18 protein-coding genes are annotated in these 19,433 nt (G+C 67.0%); 8 read left to right on the top strand and 10 right to left on the bottom strand.

What is annotated here, in order from left to right; genetic code table 11:
• Nucleotides 1-18: 18 nt before the first annotated feature.
• From BUA54_RS02255 to BUA54_RS02245, 3 genes are all read left to right on the top strand, one after another.
• The gene (locus BUA54_RS02255) at nt 19-2,496 is read left to right on the top strand and encodes a penicillin acylase family protein (protein WP_072855563.1); all 2,478 of its coding nucleotides are present in this window, start codon (nt 19-21) and stop codon (nt 2,494-2,496) included.
• Nucleotides 2,497-2,550: 54 nt separating this feature from the next.
• Nucleotides 2,551-3,309: a GGDEF domain-containing protein gene (locus BUA54_RS02250; RefSeq protein ID WP_084114008.1), complete on the top strand. Its 759-nt coding sequence runs from the start codon at nt 2,551-2,553 to the stop codon at nt 3,307-3,309.
• 63 nt (nt 3,310-3,372) lie between these two features.
• On the top strand, nt 3,373-4,170 hold the full coding sequence (locus BUA54_RS02245; RefSeq protein WP_072855562.1) for a GGDEF domain-containing protein: 798 nt from the start codon (nt 3,373-3,375) through the stop codon (nt 4,168-4,170).
• On the opposite strand, the gene hflX is transcribed toward BUA54_RS02245, so the two are convergent.
• The 9 genes from hflX to dusB form a co-directional block, all read right to left on the bottom strand.
• A complete protein-coding gene (hflX, locus tag BUA54_RS02240; protein WP_072855561.1) occupies nt 4,151-5,431 on the bottom strand; it encodes a GTPase HflX in 1,281 nt (426 codons plus the stop codon). The genes BUA54_RS02245 and hflX overlap by 20 nt on opposite strands.
• Before the next feature lies 1 nt (nt 5,432).
• A complete protein-coding gene (gene hfq, locus BUA54_RS02235) occupies nt 5,433-5,666 on the bottom strand; it encodes an RNA chaperone Hfq (RefSeq protein ID WP_072855560.1) in 234 nt (77 codons plus the stop codon).
• Nucleotides 5,667-5,767: 101 nt separating this feature from the next.
• Nucleotides 5,768-7,288, bottom strand: coding sequence for a TrkH family potassium uptake protein (locus tag BUA54_RS02230; RefSeq protein WP_072855559.1), 1,521 nt, complete (start codon nt 7,286-7,288; stop codon nt 5,768-5,770).
• Entirely contained in the window at nt 7,288-8,664 is a 1,377-nt protein-coding gene (gene trkA, locus BUA54_RS02225; protein ID WP_072855558.1) for a Trk system potassium transporter TrkA, read from the bottom strand. Before trkA ends, BUA54_RS02230 begins: the two co-directional genes overlap by 1 nt.
• A 56-nt stretch (nt 8,665-8,720) precedes the next feature.
• Nucleotides 8,721-10,121 (bottom strand): nitrogen assimilation response regulator NtrX, encoded by a 1,401-nt coding sequence (ntrX, locus tag BUA54_RS02220; RefSeq protein ID WP_072855557.1) that lies wholly within the window; start codon nt 10,119-10,121, stop codon nt 8,721-8,723.
• A 10-nt stretch (nt 10,122-10,131) separates the two neighbouring features.
• Nucleotides 10,132-12,342 (bottom strand): sensor histidine kinase NtrY-like, encoded by a 2,211-nt coding sequence (locus tag BUA54_RS02215; RefSeq protein ID WP_072855556.1) that lies wholly within the window; start codon nt 12,340-12,342, stop codon nt 10,132-10,134.
• Between the two features lie 125 nt (nt 12,343-12,467).
• Nucleotides 12,468-13,838: a response regulator gene (locus BUA54_RS02210; protein WP_072855555.1), complete on the bottom strand. Its 1,371-nt coding sequence runs from the start codon at nt 13,836-13,838 to the stop codon at nt 12,468-12,470.
• Nucleotides 13,838-14,911, bottom strand: a complete 1,074-nt coding sequence (locus BUA54_RS02205) for a two-component system sensor histidine kinase NtrB (protein ID WP_072855554.1) — start codon at nt 14,909-14,911, stop codon at nt 13,838-13,840. The genes BUA54_RS02210 and BUA54_RS02205 overlap by 1 nt, the downstream gene beginning before the upstream one ends.
• Entirely contained in the window at nt 14,908-15,897 is a 990-nt protein-coding gene (dusB, locus tag BUA54_RS02200; protein WP_072855553.1) for a tRNA dihydrouridine synthase DusB, read from the bottom strand. The genes BUA54_RS02205 and dusB overlap by 4 nt, the downstream gene beginning before the upstream one ends.
• 189 nt (nt 15,898-16,086) lie before the next feature.
• Between dusB and BUA54_RS02195 the strand changes: the two genes are divergently transcribed.
• From BUA54_RS02195 to BUA54_RS02185, 3 genes are read left to right on the top strand one after another with little or no spacing between them, the layout of a single operon-like run.
• On the top strand, nt 16,087-17,205 hold the full coding sequence (locus BUA54_RS02195; RefSeq protein WP_072855552.1) for a bifunctional 2-C-methyl-D-erythritol 4-phosphate cytidylyltransferase/2-C-methyl-D-erythritol 2,4-cyclodiphosphate synthase: 1,119 nt from the start codon (nt 16,087-16,089) through the stop codon (nt 17,203-17,205).
• Nucleotides 17,202-17,693: a phosphatidylglycerophosphatase A family protein gene (locus BUA54_RS02190; RefSeq protein ID WP_072855551.1), complete on the top strand. Its 492-nt coding sequence runs from the start codon at nt 17,202-17,204 to the stop codon at nt 17,691-17,693. The genes BUA54_RS02195 and BUA54_RS02190 overlap by 4 nt, the downstream gene beginning before the upstream one ends.
• Nucleotides 17,690-18,175, top strand: coding sequence for a CinA family protein (locus tag BUA54_RS02185; protein WP_072855550.1), 486 nt, complete (start codon nt 17,690-17,692; stop codon nt 18,173-18,175). The genes BUA54_RS02190 and BUA54_RS02185 overlap by 4 nt, the downstream gene beginning before the upstream one ends.
• Here BUA54_RS02185 and BUA54_RS02180 read toward each other — a convergent pair whose 3' ends face one another.
• The gene (locus BUA54_RS02180; protein WP_072855549.1) at nt 18,176-18,631 is read right to left on the bottom strand and encodes a type II toxin-antitoxin system RatA family toxin; all 456 of its coding nucleotides are present in this window, start codon (nt 18,629-18,631) and stop codon (nt 18,176-18,178) included. It abuts the gene before it with no gap.
• A gap of 79 nt (nt 18,632-18,710) precedes the next feature.
• On the opposite strand from BUA54_RS02180, the gene hpt reads away from it, so the two are divergent.
• Complete coding sequence (gene hpt, locus BUA54_RS02175; RefSeq protein WP_072855548.1) at nt 18,711-19,253, top strand: hypoxanthine phosphoribosyltransferase; 543 nt, start codon at nt 18,711-18,713, stop codon at nt 19,251-19,253.
• The gene (locus tag BUA54_RS02170) at nt 19,250-19,429 is read left to right on the top strand and encodes a hypothetical protein (protein ID WP_072855547.1); all 180 of its coding nucleotides are present in this window, start codon (nt 19,250-19,252) and stop codon (nt 19,427-19,429) included. Before hpt ends, BUA54_RS02170 begins: the two co-directional genes overlap by 4 nt.
• The last annotated feature ends 4 nt before the right edge of the window (nt 19,430-19,433 follow it).

Genomic DNA, 19,433 nt, shown 5'->3' with positions numbered 1-19,433 from the left:
GACGACGGGGGTTCTTTGATGGCGCGGATTTTCAAGTGGCTGATGTGGCTGGCGACGGGGGCCGTCGTGCTGGTGGTCGCCGCCGTCGTGCTGGTCTGGTACTTCGCGTCGCGGTCCCTGCCCGACTATGACGGCACCTACACGGTCAGCGGCATCACCGCCCCGGTCGAGATCGTGCGCGACAATGCCGACGTGCCGCATATCTTCGGGCAGAGCGACGAGGACGTGTTCTTTGCCCTTGGCTATGCCCATGCGCAGGACCGGCTGTGGCAGATGACCATGCTGCGCCGCACGGTGCAGGGCCGCCTGTCCGAGCTGTTCGGCCAGCGCACCGTGAAGATCGACAACCTGATGCGGCGGCTGGATCTGTATGGGCTGGCCGTGACCTCGGTCAAGGCGCAGGACGCACCGACGACGGCGGCGCTGACCGCCTATGCGGCCGGGGTGAACGCCTGGCTGGGCGAGATCAACACCGGGTCGCGCGGGCGCGGCGCGCCGGAGATGTGGATCTTCAACGCGCCGATCGCCCCGTGGCAGCCGGCGGACAGCATCGCGATCCTCAAGCTGCTGGCGCTGCAGCTGTCGGGTCAGGCGAACGACGAGGTGCTGCGGGCGCGCACGTCCCTCGTGGTGCCGGCGGAGCGGCTGGTGGACATCCTGCCAGACGATCCCACGGACGGGATCGCCGCCCTGCCCGACTACAGCGCGCTGGTGGGCGACGTGCCGAAATACGCGGCCAATACGCGCTGGCCCGACGATCCGCTGTCGCCGCTGATGGGGCACAATCTGGCCGGCGCGTCGAACGCCTGGGCCGCGGGGATCAGCCGGTCGGCGACGGGATCGACCCTGCTGGCCAGCGACCCGCACCTGCAGCTGACGGCGCCGACCGTGTGGTATCTGGCGCGGCTGCAACTGGCCGCGGGCGACGTGATCGGCGGCACGATACCGGGTCTGCCGCTGGTCCTGTCGGGGCGCAGCGCCGATCTGGGCTGGGGCATCACCACGGCCTATGTCGACGATCAGGACGTGCATATCGAGCAGATCAACCCCGACAATCCGAACCAGTACCGCACGCCGGACGGCTGGGCCGATTTCCGGGCCCGCGACAGCATCGTGACGATCAAGGACGCCCCCGCGATCACGCTGAAGCTGAAGTGGACCGACAACGGGCCGGTACTGCCGGGCGATGTCTTCGACCTTGGGACCGTGACGCCGCCGGGGCATGTGACCAGCCTGTCGTGGACCGCGCTGACCGGCGACGACCCCAGCCTGTCGGCGGCGATGGCGATGATGAAGTCACGCACCATCGAGGAGGCGATCGCCGCGGCAGAGCCCTATGTCGCGCCGGCGCAGAACCTGACGCTGGCGGACCGCACGGACGTCGCGATGAAGACGATCGGCGCAATCCCCCGCCGCGACCCGAACCACCAGAGCAAGGGGCGCCTGCCCTCTTACGGCTACCTGCCCGAGAATCGCTGGCAGGGCGTCATGCCCTATGCGGACAATCCGGAATTCGTGGCGCCCGAGGGCGGCATCGTCGGCAACACCAACAACAAGACCGTGGACCGGCCGTTTCCGAACCATGTCAGTTACAACTGGGGCGACACCCAGCGGGTGCAGCGCTGGCGGCGCCTGATGCAAAGCCGCGAGGTGCATACCCGCGACAGCTTCATCGAGGCGCAGCTGGATACGGTGAGCTTTACCGCGCGGTCGCTGTTGCCGCTGGTGGGGGCGGACCTGTGGTTCACCGGCGACGCGGCAGAGGACGGCACGCCGGAACGGCGCCGCCAGATCGCGCTGACGCTGCTGGCGAACTGGAACGGCGAGATGAACGAGCATCTGCCGGAACCGCTGATCTATGCCGCGTGGATGCGCAGCCTGCAGGACCGGCTGATCCGTGACGAGCTGGGGCCGCTGGCGACCGAGTTCACCCATATCGACCCGGTGTTCATCGAGCGGGTCTTTCGCGACGTGGACGGCGCGTCCGTCTGGTGCGACGTGATCCAGTCCGCCCCGGTCGAGACCTGCACCGACATCGCGCGCCAGTCGCTTGACGATGCGCTGACATGGATCGGAGAGACCTGGGGCACGAACCTGGAAACGCTGCGCTGGGGCGATGCGCATCAGGCGGCGAACGACCATCCGACGCTGGGCAAGGTGCCGATCCTGCAGTGGTTCGTGAACATCCGCCAGTCGACCAGCGGCGGTGACAACACGCTGATGCGCGGGCAGACCAGCGGCACCGGCGCAAACCCGTTCCTGAACGTCCATGCGGCCGGCTATCGCGGGGTCTATGACTTCGCCGACCCGGACTCCTCGGTCTTCGTCACGGCGACGGGCCAGTCGGGGCACTTCCTGTCGCGCTACTACGACAACCTCGGAGAGTTGTGGCGGCGGGGGGAATACATCCCGATGTCCCTCGACCCCGATCTGGCGCGGGCGGCGGCGCTGGGGACGATGCGGCTGGAGCCGCAAAGCGGTTCAAAGTCGCCGTAAATCCGGCCCGGCCGTTCAGGATTCGCAAAGACGTGCGGCAGCATTGTCGCGCCCATGATGAAACACACGATCATGGAATGGATGCTGCGGACCTTCGCGCTGGAACGGCGGCGGGACTATATCGTCAAGCCGCTGATCATGCTGATCGTTTTCGCGATTCTCTATACGGTGGCCGGGGTCCTGCTGCTGAAACACGACTGGCGGGAATTGCTGGCGTCCCTGTTCACCGCCGTGCTGGTTCAGCTGCCCTTCATCGGCATCGGCTTCACACTCGTCAGCTACATGGGCCGGGTGCAGGATCAACTGGCGGATCTGGCGCTGACCGACATGCTGACCGGGTTGCCGAACCGGCGCGCCTTCGTGGCGCAGGCGGGACGGGCGCAGGCGGACGGCGCGGCGGGATTCGTGCTAATCATCGACGCGGACCATTTCAAGCGGATCAACGACACATGGGGCCACGCGGTCGGCGACCGCTGCCTGCAGGCCATCGCCAAGCGTCTGAACGATGTCCGCCGGGCGGAGGATCTGGTCGGCCGGATCGGCGGAGAGGAGTTCGGCGCCTACATGCCCTATTGCACGATGGAAGAGATCCACCAGATCGGCGGCCGCCTGTGCGGGGCGATCATGATCAACCTGCGCGAAGAACGCGATCCCCTGCGGCTGACGCTGTCCGTGGGTGCCGCGGAAACCCAGCCCTACGAGATGATCGAGGCGGCGCTTTCGCGGGCGGACCAGGCGCTTTATGCGGCAAAGGCGGCCGGACGCGCCCGGCTGGTCGTCTGGTCGCGCAGGGCGATGGACAGGGTGGCCTGACATGCCTATCATTTTCTCAATTGTATTCCGCCATTTGACCGACCGCATAAACCCGGATTTTTCATGAAGAGCAAAGCCACATTGCTGACGACGCGATTGATTCGTGCGACGGCGCCGAAGAGCGGGCCCGATTCGGTCGTCAAGTTCTGCATGTTCATGGTGGTCATCCACCTCGTGTCGCTCACGGCGGAATACCTGCTGACCGGGCAGCAGCACATGGCGCCGGGGATGCGGTTCCTCGTGACGTTCTTTTCCGGCGCGCCCTTCGTCTGGCTGACGCTTTATGCGGTGCGGCGGTCCTATCTTCTGCACAAGCAGCTTGTGGCGATGGCCAGCACCGACGTGCTGACCGGGCTGCTGAACCGCCGCGCCTTCATCGCCGAAACGCAGGCCCGGCTGGCAGAGGATGTGCCGGGTTACGTGCTGATCGTGGATGCGGACCATTTCAAGCGGGTGAACGACAGCTTTGGCCATGCGGTAGGCGATCTGTGCCTGCGTTCGGTCGCCGACCGCCTGCGCGAGATCACGACACCGCAGGACGTGATCGCCCGGATCGGAGGAGAGGAATTCGGCATATACCTCCGGCGCGACCCCAAGGAGATCGAGGCGCTGGGCCGCATGCTTTGCGCCGCGATCCCGGTCAGATCAGACGATGCCTGCGAGTCGCTGCACCTGACCCTGTCCGCCGGGGCCGCCGAAACGCGCGGGGGCGAATCGCTGGAACAGGTCATGCGCCGCGCGGACGAGGCGATGTATTGTGCCAAGGAAAGGGGCCGCGCGATGCTGGTGACGTGGATGGCAGAGCATGTCGCCTGCCACCAGCGCAGGGCGGAGCCCGCATTCAGTCCGGCAGCCGGCTGAACCGTTCCTTTTGCAGGGCGGTCCAGAAGACCTCCATCCGGTAGCCGTCGTCGGTCTGGCGGTCGTCGGTGACGACGCCCGCGTCGAACAGCCACGCGCGGGCGCGGCCGTCGGCGAAGCCGAGGGTCAGCACCTCTGCGGTGCGGGGGTCCTTGGTCTTTTCGGTGATCGCCTCCAGCAGGGCATCGAGCCCCTCGCCCGTGATCGCGGAGGTGGCGAAGATGTCCTCTGTCCGGGCCGACTGGGTCATCATGCCGTCGTGCGCCTCTGGCGAGAGGCGGTCGATCTTGTTCCAGACCTCGAGCATGGGGGCGGTGTCGGACACGCCGAGGGTGCCGAGGATCGCCATGACGTCGTCGGCCTGTTCCTGACTTTGCGGGTGGCTGATGTCGCGGACGTGGACGATCAGGTCTGCGTCCAGCACCTCTTCCAGCGTGGCGCGGAAGGCGGCGACCAGTTCCGTCGGCAGGTCAGAGATGAAGCCCACGGTGTCGGACATGATGATCTTCTCGCCGTGCGGCAGTTCGATCTGACGCATCGTGGGGTCGAGGGTGGCGAAGAGCATGTCCTTGGCAAAGACCTCTGCCCCGGTCAGGCGGTTGAAGAGGGTCGACTTGCCGGCGTTGGTGTAGCCCACCAGCGCGACAATGGGATAGGGCACCTTTGCGCGGGCGGCGCGGTGCAGGGCGCGGGTCTTGACGACCTTCGCCAGCTGCGCCTTGAGGCTTTGCAGCTGCAGGTCGATGGCGCGACGGTCCGCCTCGATCTGGGTCTCGCCGGGGCCGCCGACGAAGCCCAGGCCACCGCGCTGGCGTTCGAGGTGGGTCCATGCCCGGACGAGGCGCGTGCGCTGGTAGGACAGCGCCGCCATTTCCACCTGAAGCACGCCTTCGGCGGTGCGGGCGCGGTCCGAGAAGATCTCGAGGATGAGGCCGGTCCGGTCGAGGAGCTTGACGCCCCATTCCTTTTCCAGATTGCGCTGCTGGACGGGCGTCACGTGGCCGTCGACCAGCACCAGCTCTGCCTCTTCGGCCTTTAGCCGGTCCTTCAGTTCCGCGATCTTGCCCTTGCCGAACAGCATGCCGGGATGCAGTTTCGGCAGGCGCACGATTTCGGCGCCCACGACCGTGAGGTCCGGCAGGGCGGCGGCGAGCGAGACGGCTTCTTCCAAGGCGGGATCGGCGTCCCTGCGGTCACGGTCGGACTTCAGGTCGGGGTGCAGGACAAAGGCCCGGGTGACGGGCCGGTCGCGTTCGAACAAGTTATTCCTCGCCTTCGTACAGGCTGATGGGCTGGGACGGCATGATCGTCGAGATCGCCGACTTGTAGACCAGCTGCGACTGGCCGTCGCGACGCAGAAGCACGCAGAAGCTGTCGAACCACGTGATGACGCCCTGCAGTTTCACGCCGTTCACGAGGAAGATGGTGACGGGGACCTTGGTCTTGCGCACATGGTTGAGGAACGCGTCTTGCAGATTGGCTTTGTCGGACGCCATGAAAATTCACCCTCATTTATTCTTGTCGCCACGGATCGGCTTGATTACGAAAGATTATGTCGTGGAGGGCGTCGATATGCCACCCCCAAAAACGCGAATCCCTATTTGCGCCAGATTTCGGGGTTGAACAAGGCGACAATGGCCAGAGCCTCCAGCCGGCCGAGGACCATGGCCGCGGCGAGGACGGTCTTGGCGAGGTCCGGCAGGCCGGAAAAGCTGATCGGAGTTTCGGCGGCGACCACGGCCAGCGGGCCGGTGGTGGACAGCGAGGCCACGGTCAGCACCATCGAGGTTTCGAACTGCACGCCGGTCAGGGACAGCAGGATCATCGTGCCCGCGACGGACAGCGCGAAGAGCATGAAGAAGATCCACGACACGTAGGCGCCCTGCCTGCGGATCATCCGCGCCTCTCGCCCGCCGCCGGCGACGGAGGACGGATGCAGCAGGCGTTCGAGTTCGCGTTCGGAATGCCGTGCGAGGGCGTAGACGCGCAGCAGTTTGACGCCGCCGGCGGTGGTGGCGACACCGCCGCCGATCAACGCCATGCCGACGAGGAAGAGCCCCGGCGTTTCCAGCCCCGACCAGCGCGAGGCGCCATCCCAGAAATGCGATTCGAAGCCCGTGGTGGTCAGGAACGAGGTCACGGTGAACACGCTGCCCCAGATCGAGGCGAAGAAGCCGCCCCATGTGCCCTGTGTCCCCTCCTCCATGCTGCCGATGTAGTGGCGCGCGATCAGAAGCAGCGTGGTGCCGGCGACGAGGCCCGCGGCCATGCGGATTTCCGGGTCGCGGATCAGCCGGGCGTCGCTGTCGCCGAACATCCCGCGCGAGAAGGTCAGGCGCGACAGGGCGAAGATGAAGAAGGCGAAGACGCAGACCTCTCCCCAGAAGCCGGCGACGGCGTAGTAGACGCCGCCGATCGGGGAAATGCCGCTGGTCGAGAGCACCGACATGGCGTGGCAGAGGGCGATGTAGGGCACCTCTCCGCACAGGACGAGGGCGAGCCAGAGCACGAAGGTCAGGGCCGTGTAGATCGGTGCCAGCGTGGCGGCGTGGCGGGCCAGACGGTCCTGCACCTGCGCCGTGCGGCCGATCTGGGTGTAGGCGCCGGCGGTGACATTGGCGCTGCCGCCGGCGGCGCGCACCTCGAACCCGCCGATGTTCATCGGGGCGAAGACGGCGACGGCCATGATCCAGACCAGCAGCCCGCCCATCCAGCCGACGGTGGCGCGCCACAGATGCAGGGACGGCTGCAGCCGGCCCGCGTTTTCGTAGAGCGTGGCGCCGGTGGTGGTGAAGCTGCTGACCATCTCGAACCAGGCGTCGAAGAAGCGGATGTTGCGGCCCGCCTCCTGAAAGGGGACGGCGAACATCAGCGGCAGCACGCCGAAGGCCAGCACCAGCGTCAGAAGCTGGCTGCGCGCGGCGGATTTCGGCTGCGTCCCGGTGGTGGCCAGCGCGATCAGCAGCGTCAGCGTGAAGAACAGCACCGCGGCATAGAAGAACGTGCGCATCGAGGTGAAGTCGCGCAGCGCCCATGCGTGCAGGGCGGGCACCAGCATCGCCAGCGCCCCGATGCCCATCAGCATCACGAAGAACGGCAGGGACTTCAGCCGGTGCATCAGAAGAAGTCGATCGAGACCTGAAGCAGCCGCTCGACCTCTGGCACGTCGTCGGACATGGCGAAGATCACGACGATGTCGCCCTCCTCGATCCGGGTCTCTCCGGTCGGCTTGACCATGCCGGAGGGTTTCAGGATGCCGCCGACGAGCGCGCCTTCGGGAAAGGCCACGTCGCGGATCTTCTGCCCCGCGATGGGGCTGGTGGACAGGACCTGCGCCTCCAGCAGTTCGGCTTCTGCGTCGCCGATGGAATAGACGCCGCGCACCCGGCCGTGGCGGACGTGGCGCAGGATCGACGACACGGTGGTGGACCGCGGGTTGATGTAGGCGTCGATGTCGAGCGGCCCCATCAGCGGCACCAGCGTGGGATCGTTGACGAGGCAGATCGACATCTTGCACCCCATCTCCTTGGCGCGGACCGAGGCGAGCAGGTTCGTCTTGTCGTCGTCGGTCACGGCCAGCACGGCATCGGCAGAGGTGATCCCCGCCTCTTCCAGCAAAGCCGCATCGAGGCCGTCGCCGTTCAGCACGATGGTCCGGTCGAGGGCGTCTGCGGCGGCCTCTGCCACGTCGCGGGACCGTTCGATCATGCGGACGCGGACGCGGTCGGTGCGATCCTCCAGTGCCAGCGCCACGGCGCGGCCGACGTTGCCGCCGCCGATGATGACGACGCGTTCCTGCTTGGTCTGGACCTTGCCGAAGATTTCCAGCGCCCGGCCCATGTCGTCGGTATGGGTGAAGAGATAGGCCTCGTCCCCGGCGAAAAGCTGGTCCTTGGCCGTCGGCACGAAAAGCACGCCGTCGCGGCGCACGCCGACGACGACCGCCCGCAGGGTGGAAAAGAGGTCGGTCAGCTGGCGCAGGGGCGTGTTGATGACCGGGCAGTCGGGCTCGATCGCGATGCCCATCAGCGTGCCGGTGCCGTCGAGGAAGCTTTCGGTGTCGAAGGCGGCGGGTGAGGCAAGGCGTTGCAGCGCGGCCTCTGCCACCTCGCGTTCCGGGCTGATGACGACGTCGATCGGCAGGTGATCGCGGCGGTAGAGATCCGAGTAGATCGCGTCGAGATAGCTTTGGGCGCGCAGCCGCGCGATCTTGCGCCGGATGTTGAAGATCGAATGGGCGACCTGACAGGTGACCATGTTCACCTCGTCCGAATGGGTCGCGGCGATGATCATGTCGGCGTCGCGGGCCCCTGCCCGGTCGAGGATGTCGGGATAGCTGGCGTGGCCGGAAATCCCCTGCACGTCCAGCGTGTCGGTGATGCGGCGCACCAGTTCGGCGTTGTTGTCGACGACCGTCACGTCGTTGCGTTCGCCCGACAGGTGCCGCGCGATCTGCCAGCCGACCTGACCGGCCCCACAGATGATGATCTTCATGCGCGGATTCCCCTGCAACCGCCCCTCTCGTGACAGAGCGTCACGGGGGCGTCAATTCAGCTGTCTTCCTCGACATAGGCGATGCGCGCGCCGGACTTGTTGGCGGTGGCCACGCCCAGCGATTTCAGCTTGCGGTGCAGGGCGCTGCGTTCCATGCCGACGAAGGACGCGGTGCGGCTGATGTTGCCGCCGAATCGGTTGATCTGGGTCAGCAGGTATTCACGCTCGAACAGTTCGCGCGCGTCGCGCAGCGGCAGGGTCGCAAGACCGCCGGACAGCACGATGCGGCCGTCGCCGGCGGGCGTCTCCTCTGCCGAGGGCAGTTCGCGGGCAGAGATCGGATCGCCGGATTCGCCCAGAATCAGCACACGTTCCACGACGTTCTTGAGCTGTCGGACGTTGCCGGGCCAGAGCATCGTCTGCAGCAGGGCGCGGGCATCCTCGCCCAGTTCGCGCAGCGGCAGGCCCTGAGTGCGGTTCAGCATGGCGATGAAGTGGGCGGCGAGGACGGGAATGTCCTCTCGCCGTTCCTCGAGGCTGGGGACCGGGATCGGCACGACGTTCAGGCGGTGGAACAGTTCCTGCCGGAACCGGCCGGCGGCGATTTCCGACGCCAGATCGCGGTTGGTGGAGGACACGAAGCGCAGGTCGACCTGCACCTTTTCCGTGCCGCCGACGCGGGTGAAGGACTGGTCGACCAGCACGCGCAGCATCTTGGTCTGGGTGCCCAGCGGCATGTCCGCCACCTCGTCGAGATAGATGATGCCGCCGTGAGCCTGTTCCAGCAGACCCTTCTCGACCCCGCGGCCGGGGGTCTCGCGGCCGAAGAGCACCTCTTCCATCCGGTCGGGGGCGACGCTGGCGGAGCTGACGATGACGAAGGGCGCGTTGGCACGGGCGGAATTGGCATGGATGTAGCGGGCCGCGATTTCCTTGCCCGATCCGGCGGGACCGGACAGCATGACGCGGCCGTTGGATTTGGTGACCTTGTCCAGCTGCGCTTTCAGCGCGCGGAAGGCGGCGCTTTCGCCCAGCATCTCTGCCGGGGCGGACTCGCCGCGTTTCAGTTCGACGTTCTCGCGGCGCAGGCGGCTGGTTTCCATCGCCCGGCGGATCACGACCATCAGCTGGTCGATGTTGAAGGGCTTTTCGATGAAGTCGTAGGCGCCCTGCTTGATCGCGGCGACCGCGATCTCGATGTTGCCGTGGCCCGAGATGATGACGACGGGGATTTCCGGGTGGTCGCGCTTGACGGTCTTGAGGATGTCGATGCCGTCCATCCCGCTGTCCTTGAGCCAGATGTCGAGGATCATCAGCGCGGGTTTCTGCTTGGCGATGGCGCTCATGCATTGTTCGGAATTGGCGGCCAGCCGCGTCTCGAAGCCTTCGTCCTGCAGGATGTCGCCGATCAATTCGCGGATGTCGCGCTCGTCGTCGGTAATCAGAATGTCGCTCATATCGTAAACCTCATGCTGGAATCTTATTGGCCGCCACCCCGACGGGGGCCAGCGGCAGAAGGATGACCGCGCAGGCACCGCGGCGGTCGGTGTCGTCGAAGGGCTCGGCGTCCGTCAGGGACAGGGTGCCGCCGTGCTCCTCGATGATCTTGCGCACGATGGGCAGGCCGAGGCCGGTGCCCTTGTCGCGGGTGGTGACGTAGGGTTCGAACAGGCGCGCGCGGTCGGTGGGCAGGCCGATGCCGTTGTCCGACACGGTGATGCGCGCCTGCGTCGGCGTGGTCGTCAGGGCCACGCGAATCTGCGGCGCGACGCTGCCTGTGCCGTCGCGTTCCTGAAGCGTTTCAATGGCTTCTCCGGCGTTCTTGATCAGATTGTTCAGGGCCTGCCCGATCATCGTGTCGTCAAGTTCTGCCAGCACCGGGTCGGCGGGCAGGTCCGTCGTGATCCGCACGCCGGGCTGGCCCGCCTCTTGCAGCGTCACCGCGTCCCGGACCAGACGGACGAGGTCGCTTTGTGCCAGTTGCGGTTCGGGCATCCGGGCGAACTTGGAAAACTCGTCGACGATGCGGCGCAGGTCGTTGGTCTGGCGCACGATCACGTCGGTCATCTGGTCGAGCTTGGTGCTGTCCTTCACCTCGCCCGAGAACTTGCGCTTGATCCGTTCGGCCGACAGCTGGATCGGGGTCAGCGGGTTCTTGATCTCGTGCGCGATGCGGCGGGCGACGTCGCCCCATGCGGCCATGCGCTGCGCGCTGACAAGGTCGGTGACGTCGTCGAAGGCCACGACGTAGCCATCCAGCACGCCGTTGGCGCCGGTGCGAGGCGCCATGCGGACCAGCAGGCTTTCCTGCTTGCCGCCGCGCACGAGGTTGACCTGTTCCTGCACCACGGGCCGCGATTCGCGGCGCAGCCGGTCGAAGAGCGGCGCCAGTTCCGGCACGGCGACGGAAAGGGACGCCGCCGCCGCCTGCCCCGGTCCCATCGACAGCATCCGCGCGGCGGAGGGATTGAGGAAGGCGATCCGCCCTTCGGGATCGAGGCCGACGACGCCGGAGGTGACGGAGCTGAGCACCGAATCGAAGAGCCGGTTGCTGTCCATCAGGTCGTCGCGCTGCCCCTTCAGGCGGCTGGTCATCTGGTTGAAGTAGTGGCCAAGCTGGCTGATCTCGTCGTCGCCGTCATCCTCGATCACGCGCACGTCCAGATCGCCCGCGCCGACGCGCTGGGACGCAGTGACCAGACGCCCGACGGGACGCGACAGGCGTTCTGCGAATTGCAGGCCCAGCCACGTGGCCGCGAGGATCAGGATGACGGCGAAACCTAGGTAGAGGAAGCCGAACTGGAACAGCAGCTGTCCGCGGTCACGCTCCAGCTGGTCGTAGAGGGCGACCGTCGCTTCCGTGTCGTCGAGCAGCGACAGGATCTGCCCGTCGACGGCGCGGGTGACGTAGAGGTAGCGGTTCGGAAACGTCTCCATCGGGATGAGGGCGCGGAATTCGTTGTTGGCGCCGTCCTCTATGATCTGGCTGCCGGTGGCGTCGGCGGCGGCAAAATCGGCGGGCGTGGGACGTTCGTAGTTGAAATCGTAGGACCGCGCGCCGCGGGTCATGATCTCTCCTGCGCCATCGATGAAGAAGACCTCTGACAGGCCGCGGTCGAGCTGGTTCTGGACCGAGCCGATCGCCTGCCGCACGTCGCCGTCGTTCATGAAGAAGTTCGTCTGCCGCTCTGTATTCAGGAAGCCCGCCAAGGCGTTGGCATCGCGCAGCAGTTCGGAACGCTCTTCGCCGTCGTAGGCCTGCGCCGTGGTCAAGGAGGTGCCGAGCACGTTCTGGACGCGTTCGGAAAACCAGCCCTCGAACCCGAGGTTGATCGACAGGACGGCGAAGATCGCGACCAGCACCGTGGGGATCAGCGCCAGCGCCACGAAGACGCCGGTCAGGCGCAGGTGGAGGCGCGATCCGGCGGACCGGTTGCGCCGCGCCACGATCATCGAGGTGACGCGCTGGATGACCAGCCCCGCGACGATGATGACATAGACGAGGTCGGCCAGCAGGATCAGGCGCAGCAGCGGGGACGAGGACGCACGGTCGAGCGGACCACCCAGGATGAGGAAGGTCATCATCGTCAGGACCGGCCCCAGCACGACCAGCAGGACGGTCAGCCCGTTCTGGACGGCACGCTGCCGCCGCCAGCGCGCAAGCCGCTGGAAATTCATACCCAAGAGGGAACGCTGCACGCGCTTCGCCCTGTCACTATGGCGGGTCTGACCCCGCCGTTACCGCCGTCTTTTATGGTCCTGCCGGGGCGTTGTTTCCCCGGGGCCACGTTTATGTTGCGGTTTTACATCAATTTGCGGCGACGTGTCACGCGAATATCGAGGTCAGTGATCTTCTTTCTGAGGGTATTGCGGTTGATTCCCAGCAGATCGGCGCATTTCGCCTGATTGCCGCCGGTCGCATCCAGCGCGATCTCGATCAGCGGGGCCTCCACCTCTCTGAGGATCCGCATGTAGAGGCCGGGGGGCGGCAGCGCGCCGCCGTGCAGGTCGAAATAGCGTTGCAGGTGGCGTGCGACGGAGACCGACAGCTTTTCGCCCTCCGCCCCGCCGCGCAGGGGTTCCATCGCGGGCTGGTTGCCGAGGACGGCATCGACCTCGGCCCGCGTGATCTCGTCCGCGGCGGCGGTGAAGACGAGGCGGCGCACGGTGTTTTCAAGCTGCCGCACGTTGCCGGGCCAACTGTAGGCGCGCACCATGTCCATGGCGCCGGGCGACAGGTGGCGCAGGGGGGCGCCCTCGCGCTCTGCCGCCTGCAGGAAGTGTTCGGCCAGCAGCGGGATGTCGTCGACCCGTTCGCGCAGAGCGGGGACGGCGATGGTGACGCCCGACAGGCGATAGAACAGGTCGTCGCGGAACTTGTCCTCGTCCATCAGGGCGCCGAGGTTGCCTTGCGACGTGGCCATGATGCGCGGGGCGTTGTCGCCCAGCGTGTCCAGCAGGCGGACGATGCGGGCCTGCGCGGTGGCGTCCAGATCACCCACCTCGTCGAAGAGGATGGTGCCGCCGCGAACGCGTGACAGGATCGTGGCGGGGCCGTCGATGGTGTCGAGGTCGGCGGCCGTGCCGGTGACGAAGGGCAGCGACCGGCGGTCGGAGAAGTCGTGGACCGCGCGGGCGATCAGCGACTTGCCGGTGCCGGATTCCCCCGTGATCAGAACGGGAAGCGCGGTGTTCATCACCCTTGCGACCAGCCGGTAAAGGGTCTGCATCGCGGGCGTGCGCCCGACGAGCGGCAGGTCGGAGGAGGCGTCCGTCCGCTCTGCGGCCGGGCGTGGCGTCGTGGCGTGTCGCTTGACCTCCAGCGCGCGGGCGGCGCGTTTCATCAGGTCCGGCAGGTCGAAGGGTTTCGGCAGATAGTCGTAGGCGTCCGCCTCTGCCGCCTGAATGGCGGTCATGATGGTGTTCTGGGCCGAAATCACGATGACCGGCAGGCCGGGGCGCGCCTTGGCGATCAGGGGCAGCTGTTCCAGCCCGTTGCCGTCGGGCATGATGACGTCGGAGATCACGAGGTCGCCCTTGCCCTCGTCCACCCAGCGCATCAGCGTGACGAGGCTGGAGGTCGCGTGGACCTTGCAGCCCGCCCGCGTCAGCGCCTGCGTCAGCACCGTGCGGATCGTGCGGTCGTCGTCCGCGACCAGAACCGTTCCATCCATCAGTCTTCTCCGTCGTCATTGGGGTCGGCCTGCGGCAGCGACAGGCGAAATACGGTGCGGCCCGGCACGGAATCCACTGTAATCCAGCCGCCGCCGTCGTGCATCAGCTTGCTGACCAGCGCGAGGCCGAGGCCGGTGCCGTTCTCGCGGCCCGACACGAAAGGCTCGAAGATGTCGGCGGCGATGTCGGGTGGCAGGCCGGGGCCGTCGTCGATGATCTCGACCTGCAGCGGCAGGCGGGCGTGGGTGCCATCGGGCTGCATGACGCGCAGGGAGGCGTCGTAGAAGGTGCGGATGCGGATCGTGCCGCCGGAGTCGCCAGCCTCTGCCGCGTTCTTGAGCAGGTTCTGGAAGACCTGCTGCAACTGGTCGGCATCGGCCAGCGCACGGGGCAAGGACGGGTCGTAGTCGGTCAGGAACATCATGTGCGCGCCGAAGCCGACGCTGGCGGACTGGCGCGCGCGGTCGAGGGTGTCGTGCATGTTGATGGACTTGCGCAAGGGCGGGCGCAGGTTGCCGAACTGTTCGACCTGTTCCAGCAGCTTCACGATGCGACGCGATTCGGCGACGATCAGGTCCGTCAGTTCCTGATCCTGGGGGTCGAGGCCCATGGACAAGAGCTGCGCCGCCCCGGTGATGCCCGCGAGGGGGTTCTTGATCTCGTGCGCCAGCATCTCTGCCATGCCGATGGCGGACCGGGCGGCCTTGCCGGACATGGCGTTCTGATTGAGGCGGCTGACGATCTGCTGGGGGCTGATCATCATGATCGTGACCCGGTCGCGGCCTTGCAGCGGGGCGAACTGGATGTTGCAATGCTGCGGCGACCGCATGCCGGAGCCGACGTCGACATCGTTGATGAAAAGCGAGGTGCGCTGTTCGCGGGCTCTTTCGAAGGCGGAATCGAGGGGAGCGTCGATCAGGACCTTGTCCCAGACGATCTCGCCCGCAAGGGCCTTTGCCGAGAGGTTCAGGAAACTTTCGGCTGCGGGGTTCGACTGCAGGATGCGGTCGTCGGCGCCCAGCAGCAGGGCGGGCACCGGCAGCGAGGTCCAGAGCGCTTCGTCGGCGATCATGCCGCGGCCTCCGCCCCGGTGGATGCAAGGGCATCGGGCAGCAGCGCCAGCACGCGGGCCGGGTCGGTAGAGGTCAGAACGGCGGTGCGCAGGGCAGTCGGCGTGCCTCCGGTATCCATGTACCAGCCCAGATGCTTGCGGGCGACGCGGCTGCCGAGGGCGGCGCCATAGAAGGTGAGCATCGCCTCGTAATGGCCTGACACCATGTCACAAAACGCCCTGCCCTGCGGCACCTGCGGCGGCATGGTGCCGTAAAGTGCTGCGCTGATCTGCGCCAGCAGCCATGGCCGGCCCTGTGCGGCGCGGCCGATCATCACCCCGTTGGCGCCGGAGCGGGCGAGCGCCGTGCGGGCGTCCTGCGCGCCCGTGATGTCGCCGTTGGCGATGACTGGAATCGTCACCGCATCGCGGACGGCACGGATCGCGGACCAGTCGGCGCGGCCCTTGTAGAACTGGCAGCGGGTGCGACCGTGGATCGTTACAAGAGCGATGCCGGCGGATTCGGCCCGGCGGGCCACGTCGGCTGCGTTCAGGCTGTCGTCGTCCCAGCCAAGACGCGTTTTGAGCGTCACCGGCACGTCGACGGCGCTCACCACCGCCTCGATCAGGCGGAGGGCGTGGTCGGGGGTGCGCAGCAAGGCGGAGCCGGACAGGCCGCCCGTGACCTTCTTGGCGGGGCACCCCATGTTGATGTCGATCACGGCGGCGCCGTTGTCGGCCACCATGCGCGCCGCCTCTGCCATCCAGTAAGGATCGCGGCCGGCCAGCTGCACCGCTGTCGCGCTTTGGTCGAAGCCAAGCTCTGCGCGGTCCCGGACGGACGGCTTTGCCTGCACCATGTCCTGAGAGGCGACCATCTCGGACACCACCCAGCCCGCGCCGAAACTGGCGACCAACTGCCGGAACGGCAGGTCGGTGATCCCGGCCAAGGGTGCGAGGGCCACGGGGGGTGCCGGAAGAAACCGTTGCGATGCCGTCAAATTCATCTTTTGCCTAAAGGCTGTGCGTGCGTCTTTGAACTATCCCGGCCCGGCCCGCCTGACAACGCGGTGCGGCAACCGATGATAAAATTCCCGCAAGGTCGCCTAAAAATGAGGCATCACGCCCGTGATTGCGCAGGGATTGGCGGATCGCTAGTCAGGGGGGACCGGACCCTTTGGTGAGCGAGGCCTGCCATGACGACGACAGCCGCATTGATCGTGGCCGCGGGACGCGGCGTGCGCGCGGGCGGCGACGTCGCAAAGCAATGGCGGACGCTGGCGGGGAAAACCGTTCTGGGGCATACGGTTGCGGCCTTCGCCCGGCATCCGGGCATCGACCGGATCGTGCTGGTCCTGCACCCGGATGACCTGCACCGGTGGACCGATTCCGCCGTGACGGTGGTGACCGGCGGTGCCGACCGGCAGGCATCGGTGCGCCGCGGCCTTGATGCGGTGACGGAGGATCGCGTGCTGATCCACGACGCGGCCCGCCCCCTTGTCAGCGCCGCCGTCATCGACCGGGTGATCGCGGCGCTGGATCACGCGCCCGGTGCGGCGCCCGCCGTCGCGGTGACGGATGCGCTGTGGCGCGGCGATACGCAGGTGACGGGGGTGCAGGACCGCGCTGGTCTGTTCCGGGCCCAGACGCCGCAGGGCTTCCGGACGGACGCGATCCGGGCCGCCCATGCTGCCCATGGCGGTGCCGCTGCCGACGACGTCGCCGTGGCGCGGGCGGCGGGGCTGGACGTTTCGATCGTGCGGGGCGATGAAGACAACCTCAAGATCACCCACGCGGAGGATTTCGCGCGGGCGGAGCGGCTGCTGGGGGCAGGCATGGATATCAGGTTGGGCAACGGATACGACGTGCACCGGTTCGGGCCGGGGGATCACGTGATGCTGTGCGGCGTGAAGGTGCCGCACGGGCGCGGCCTGCAGGGCCATTCCGACGCGGATGTGGGGATGCACGCGGTGACCGACGCGATCTATGGCGCGCTGGCACAGGGCGACATTGGGGTGCATTTCCCTCCGTCGGACCCGCAGTGGAAGGGGGCGGAGAGCCATATCTTCCTGCGCCACGCGGTCGCGCTGGCGGCGGAGATGGGATTCAGGATTTCCAACGTGGACTGCACGCTGGTCTGCGAATACCCCAAGGTCGGGCCGCATCAGGCGGCGATGCGCGCCGCCATGGCCGCGATCATGGGGCTGGCGGCGGACCGGGTGAGCGTGAAGGCCACCACGTCGGAGCGCCTTGGATTCACGGGTCGCGAGGAAGGCATCGCCGCCCTCGCCACCGCAACTTTGGTGAGCGCATGACACGGTTGATCGCGACATTCCTATACGTGGGCCTGCTGCGCCCTGCCCCCGGCACATGGGGATCGCTGGTGGCCCTGCCCGTGGGGTGGCTGCTGATGGTGCTGGGCGGGCCGGTCGTGCTGATCGTGGCGACGTTCGCGCTGTTCGGCATCGGCTGGTGGGCCACGACGGTGGAAACGCGGGCCTCTGGCGTCGAGGATCCGGGCGAGATCGTGGTGGACGAGGTCGTCGGCCAATGGATCGCGCTGTGGCCGCTGGCCATCGGCGCGGCGCAGGTGGGTGCGCCCTATACGGCGCTGTGGCCCGGCTGGATCGCGGCCTTTGCCCTGTTCCGGCTGTTCGACATCAGGAAGTGGGGCCCGGTGGGCTGGGCCGACCGCCGTGGCGATCCGCTGGGCGTGATGCTGGACGACGTGATCGCGGGTGTTTTCGCCGCCATCGGCGTCGTGCTCTTCGCGGCGCTTTACCACGGGGTCATCCTGAGATGAGCAAGGCCGCGCAACTTCTTGATCTGGCGCGGGAACGCGGCATGATGGTGGCGCTGGCGGAAAGCTGCACCGGCGGCCTGATCGCGGGGGCGATCACCGAGGTCGCGGGCAGTTCCGCGATCTTCGACCGGGGATTCGTGACCTATACCAATGCCGCCAAGATGCAGATGCTGGGGGTGCGGGCCGAGACGCTCGACACCTTCGGCGCCGTCTCCGAAGAGGTCGCGCGCGAGATGGCGCAGGGTGCGCTGGACCGGTCCGACGCGCGGATCGCTCTGTCCGTCACCGGCATCGCCGGTCCCGGCGGATCGGAGCACAAGCCCGAGGGGCGGGTCTGCTTCGGCGTGGCGACGACCAACGGGATGCATGCGGAAACGGTGGAGTTCGGGGCGATCGGCCGCAGCCATGTGCGTGCCGCGACCGTGGATCATGCGCTGGACCTGCTGCTGGAGGCTATCCGGCAGCAGGCGCCCGCCGGCTGATCAGGCGGCCCCCGCCCCGTAAAGCGCCGCCGCCCGCCGCTCGAACGCCCGGACGATGGTCTGCATCGCCTGATTGAAGAACATGCCGGCGGCACCCTGCAACAGCCGGTTCTTGAATTCGAAATCGACGTGGAAGTGGACCTTGCACCCCTCGGCCACGTCCTGAAACGTCCAGCGGCTGTTCAGGTGCTTGAAGGGGCCGTCGATGTATGCGGTGTCGATCTGCTTCTTCTCGGGCCAGAGGGTCACGCGGCTGCCGAAGGTTTCGCGGAACACCTTGAAGGACACCACGAGGTCGGCCAGCAGGACGGTGTGGTCGCCCTCCTCGCTTTCCGACCGCAGGCGCGCGGCGGCGGTCCATGGCAGGAACTTCGGATAGCTCTCGACGTCCGCGACGAGCGCATACATCTGGTCGGCGGTATAGGGCAGGACGCGGGTTTCGTCGTGGACGGGCATGGATGACTTTCGCGGTGTGACTTCATGTGTTGATGTCGTAAAAGGCAGGCGGAAATCAACCCTTGCCCGAAAGGTCAACATGTCACGCCCCTATGTCATCGACCAGATGATCAGTGCCAAGTCCATCGCCGCCCGGATCGAGGCGCTGGCCCGCGACATCCACGACGCCTTTGACGGGACCGACAAGCTGGTGGTCGTGGGCCTGCTGCGCGGGTCCTTCGTGTTCATCGCCGACCTCGTGCGCGAACTCGACCTGCCGGTGGAAGTCGATTTCATCGAGGCCAGCAGCTATGGCGACGGCATGGAAAGCAGCCGCGAGGTGCGGATCCTGAAGGATCTGCGCGGCACCATCGAGGGGCGCGACGTGCTGATCGTCGAGGATATCGTCGACACCGGCCACACGCTGAGCCATGTGACCGACTACCTGCGGTCGCGCCATCCCGCCCGGCTGAAGACCATCGCCCTGCTGGACAAGCCGGCGCGGCGCGAGGTCGATTTCCGCGCCGACTGGACCGGGTTCGAGATTCCCGACGCCTTCGTCGTGGGCTACGGCATCGATTTCGCGCAGCGCAACCGCAACCTGCCCTATATCGGGCAGGTGCGGTTCACGGACGACGCATGAACCCGCGCTGGTTCCTGCGGCTGAGCCAGCTGGCCCGCAACCCGCCGAAGGCGAGCCGGGTCTGGCTGGTGCTGGGCGTCGTCGCGGCCTGTCTGGCGCTGGCGGGGATCGAGCGGCTGGTGAACGGCACGCCGGAGGCCCCGGCAAGAACGATGCGGCCCTTTACGTCGAATTAAGGGA

The organism is Loktanella atrilutea (genome assembly GCF_900128995.1).
GTDB classification, from domain to species: Bacteria; Pseudomonadota; Alphaproteobacteria; order Rhodobacterales; family Rhodobacteraceae; genus Loktanella; species Loktanella atrilutea.
Note: the sequence above shows the minus strand (reverse complement) of the source record. Positions and strands in the feature narration are given on the sequence as shown.